Annotated in this window: 3 protein-coding genes; 2 read left to right on the top strand and 1 reads right to left on the bottom strand. The window is 67.9% G+C overall.

The window, feature by feature from the left end; translation table 11 throughout:
• Positions 1–1,366 (top strand): hypothetical protein (locus tag ACFU6I_RS47875; protein ID WP_384380700.1); only part of this gene is annotated, 1,366 nt, incomplete at its 5' end.
• Positions 1,367–1,494: 128 nt separating this feature from the next.
• On the opposite strand, the gene ACFU6I_RS47870 is transcribed toward ACFU6I_RS47875, so the two are convergent.
• Positions 1,495–2,391, bottom strand: a complete 897-nt coding sequence (locus ACFU6I_RS47870) for an IS982 family transposase (protein ID WP_384380697.1) — start codon at positions 2,389–2,391, stop codon at positions 1,495–1,497.
• Positions 2,392–2,729: 338 nt separating this feature from the next.
• On the opposite strand from ACFU6I_RS47870, the gene ACFU6I_RS47865 reads away from it, so the two are divergent.
• Positions 2,730–3,998 carry an alpha/beta hydrolase family protein gene (locus ACFU6I_RS47865; protein WP_384380694.1) on the top strand — a complete coding sequence of 423 codons (1,269 nt, stop codon included), beginning with the start codon at positions 2,730–2,732 and terminating at the stop codon, positions 3,996–3,998.
• The last annotated feature ends 373 nt before the right edge of the window (positions 3,999–4,371 follow it).

Genomic DNA, 4,371 nt, shown 5'->3' with positions numbered 1-4,371 from the left:
CCTCCCCCACAGGGGAGGCAACTCGCGGCGCTCCACTCCCGACGGGACCACCACTGTGCACACCCTCCGGACCACCCGCACCCACGCCGCCCGTCTCGTGCTGATCGGCCTGGCAGCCGTATGGGCGCTCCTCGGAGCCGCAGGCACGGCCGAGGCGCACCCCTTCGGCACACCGCCGGTCGCCCAGGTCAGGGCCGAAGGCCGCACCGTCGAGGTCACCTGGTCGGCCCAGCGCAACGACCTGGACGTCATGCACCAGGCTGCCAGGGGGGACGAGGCGGCCTACCTCGGCTCGCACATCACCATGCACCAGGACGGGCACGCATGTCGGCTCGGGGCGGTGGACACTGCGCGGCTCGCGAGCAAGGGCGCCGTGATCCACTACACCTGCCCCGAACCCGTGGACACGGTCGCCCTGACCATCACCGCGCTGATCGAAGTCAACCCGGCCTATCGCACGATCTCCGTGACCAAGAAGGGTGGCGGCGGCCTGCACACGGCGAGCGAGCCCACCCTCACTCTCGCCCTCGACGGAGCCGGCAGCTCCGCCGCCACTGCATCCACAGGGCCGACGACCGTGTGGACCACAGACCTTGCGGCACTACTGGACCACGGTGTCGTACTGCCACTGGCTCTTCTCGTCTCGGCAGCGGTGGGCGCCTTCCATGCATGCGCCCCCGGTCACGGGAAGTCGCTCGCCGCCGGGTACCTCGTGGGCGGCCAGGGCAGGGCGCGGGACGCGGTGTGGCTCGGCGCCGTCGTGGCCGTCATGCACACCGCATCGGTCGCCGTACTCGCCGTGGGCTGGTGGCTCGCCGCCCAACACGCACCGGACGTCGCAGCGGTGACGGACTGGCTGCAACTGATCGCAGCTCTGGTCGTGGTCGCCGTGGGCGTCGGCCTGCTCCGGCGCCACCTGATCAACCGGAAGCACGGTCACAGCCACGGCCACGATCACAGCCATGACCACGATCACGGACATGACCACGATCACCACCACGGTCACAGCCACCACGTCCCGACATCCAAATCCCTGCTCACCTGGCGCGGCATCCTGCTGCTCGGCACATCCGGCGGCCTGCTCCCCTCCCCGTCGGCGTTCCTCGTCCTCCTCACCGGGCTGCTGACCGGCAAGGTCGGCGCGGCGATCGCGTTGGTGGCGGCGTTCGGTGCCGGCATGGCGCTGACCCTGACCGGCGTCGGCCTCGCGGTGCTGCGCGGTCGCGACGCGTTCCTCGCCCGAGCTTCGACCTCGCCTGCGCTACGCACCTGGAGTACCCGCGTCCCGATCGTCGCGGCCTGGGCCATCGTCACCGGCGGCACCGTGGCATCAGCCATCGCCCTCGGCCGCGTCCTCGCATCGTGATGCTCGCTGCGCAGCGCAGCGGCCTCGGAGCCGAGCCGGGCGTCGTCGCCCGGCGAGGCGTCGAGGCCGGCAAAGAAGGCAGTCAGCGAGTCCTGCTCGCGCCGCCTAGACGATCAAGTCCTATGTACTCAGTGGTCATAGGCGAGAAGAGAGCGCATCAACGGGGCTCCGGTCTTGTGGTTGCGCCAGATTGCGCTTGCCATCGCGAGGATGCGCTGGGCGACGCGAACGGCGACGCCCTCGAAAGTCCGGCCACCGTGCTGTTCAAGGTCCAGCTGGCCCTTGAGGGTGTCGTTGACCGACTCGATCAACTGCCGCACGGACTTGAGCAGACCCTCGCCCTTCCGCTTCTTCTCCCGCTTGAAGGACGGTCTCAGCAGCTCGATCCCGCGCATAGCGAGGTCGTTCTCGAACTCCTTCGAGGCGAAGCCCTTGTCGGAGATCAGCAGCAATCCCTGCCGGTCGGCAACGAGTCCTGCCTCGACGTCGAGCATGGCCTGCAGGACCTCGCGCTCGTCCATCTTCGGGTTGGCCAGTGCCCACAGGATCGGCATCCCGGTCGGCGTGCACACCAGATACAGGCGCAGGCCCCAGAAGAACCGCGAGTGGCTTGCGCAGTAGCCGTATCCGGCCCAGCCGGCCATGTCCGATCGCTTCACCGTGGGCCTGGACATGCCGCATGGCACCGGTGTGGAGTCGACGATCCAGTGGTTGTCGAACCAGAAGTCCGTGTCGGTGGCGAGCATTCGTATCGCCTTCTTGACCAGCGGCAGCGCGGCCCGCAGCCGTTTGTTGTATCCGGACTGTTGGGGCAGGTACGGGAACATTGAGGTCAGGTGCGCGTTCGCGTATCGCAGCCAGCGTGCCTCTGAGCCGAAGCCGAGCAGCGCCTGTGCGACCGCCAGACAGATCAGCTCTGGGTCCGTCAGCCGTGGTGGGCGGCCCATCCACCGATGCACCCCGAGCTCATCGTCGATCTTCACGTAGAGCGCGGTCAGAAGGGCGTCCAGACTGTTGTTATTCACCTGATGATGTTGGTCATGTGGTGCCGCCTGGCATCTGACAGCCACGCTGACGTATCGCAGCGCAGTGCGAGCCATGTCCGGCGTACCTGGGGTTTTCCGCAGGTGGCGGGTGGTGCTAGCCCCCTTCACCGTAAGCGGGTGTGCTGGATGGGATGCCGCTGCCCAGGACTGCAAGATCGTCGAGGGCTGCCTGAACTCCTCGGGCAGGTGATTTCTGGAGATCGGTGAGCGGTATGCGGGTGCGGTGGGTCATATGTCTGGTCGTGGTGCTGGCTGCCCTTGTGGGGGGAGGCGGGGCGGCTGTGGCGACCCCGGCAAGGCAGGACAGTGAGCAGAGCGTGGAGTTTCGCAGCGGGGACGTGACGCTGCGCGGCACGGTGGCGGTGCCTGCCGGGTCGGCTGGACGACGCCCCGGGATCGTGCTGGTGCACGGTGCGGGCCCGGAGACGCGGGCGAAGTACCGGGCCGAGGCTCAGGCCATGGCACGTGCCGGATTCGTGGTGCTCAGCTACGACAAGCGCACCGCCGGTTATTCGCTCACCCAGCGTTCCTACACCCAACTCGCCGACGACGCCCTGGCGGGTGTCCGGGCGCTGGGCGGGCGCGCCGACGTGGATCCCGACAGAATCGGGCTGTGGGGATTCAGCGAGGGTGGCTGGGTCGCCCCGCTTGCCGCCTCACGCTCGACGCAGGTCTCCTATGTGGTGCTGGTCGGCGCCTCGGGGGTGCCGCCGGCCCGGCAGCAAGCGTGGTACTTGGGCAACAAGCTCCGGCACGAAGGCGTTTCGGGATCACTGCTGAAGACCGTGCCCGTCACGGGTACGCGGCTGTTGAGGGATGCCGGTCTGTTCCCCGAGGCCGACTACGACCCGCTGCCCGTCCTGCGGCGGCTGCGCCAGCCCGTGCTCGCCATGTGGGGCAACGACCAGCAGTCACCTCCGGCAGAAAGCGCCCGTGCCATCGAGAAGGCCCTGCACGACGGCGGCAATACCGACGTGACGCTTCGGTTCTTCCCGCACGCCGACCACAAACTGCACACCTCACCCGACGGCTTCCGACGGGGCGAGGAACTCGTGCCCGGTTACGTCGACACCATGACATTCTGGGTAGCAGGACAAGGCCACCGGGCCAGCGACGCCTGGCCCCACCAAGCCCGGCCAAGCCATGCACTGGCCCCGCTCCCCGGATACGAGGCATCCGCGGTGCAGGCCGCAGTGTTCTTTTTCATGGCCACCTCGTTCGCCGGATATCTGCTGGTGGAACTTGTCCGACGACTGCGTGGGCGGCCTCGTGTTCCCGGCAGAGGGCGGGCATCACGATGGCTGGCCGCGACAGGACTGGCCACCGTGCTCGGCTTCATGGGCTACTTCGGCCTCGTAACGATGACCCTCACTGCCGGCCCATCCCTTGGCGGCCGGCCAGTGCTCTGGCTCGCCCTGCAACTCCTCACGGCCACGGTGGTGCTGACAGCCGCGGCCACAGCGATCGGATGGTGGAAGGCCAGGTCCTCGATGACGGGCCGCGCCCATGCCCGCCTGGGCCTGCTCGGGCTCACCAGCGCGGTGTTCGTTCCCTGGGCACTGTTCTGGGGCTTGATGCCCCTGTAGAAGGCGCACTCCAGGACGATTCGGCAGGGCAGCACGAGTACACGGCGCCTCGCCCTGACATCGGACTTGATCGTCTAGATCTCCTCCGCCTGGTGCTGCCGACGCATGTAGTTCTTGCGGTGGGTGGTGGTGGTTTTGTTTGTGGTGCATGGAAATCCCGGCCCGTCGGAATCGGGCCGGGGTTTCCGGTATGGGGGCGTGTTGTGGTGGATGCCTGGTCCCGGGTGGTGGTTTTGCGTGTGTGGTCCGGGTCGGGTGTCCTATAGCACCTGCTTGGTCATACTAAGTGTTTGCTGGGTTCCCCGCGTGTCGCGGTGGGTGGGCCTGGTCGGCTGGTGTTGTGACGGGGGAGGTTCGCCGGCGCGTGGTGTCT

This window comes from Streptomyces sp. NPDC057486 (assembly GCF_042802415.1).
Classification (GTDB): Bacteria; Actinomycetota; Actinomycetes; order Streptomycetales; family Streptomycetaceae; genus Streptomyces; species Streptomyces yanii.
This window is presented reverse-complemented; position numbering and strand designations above follow the sequence as displayed.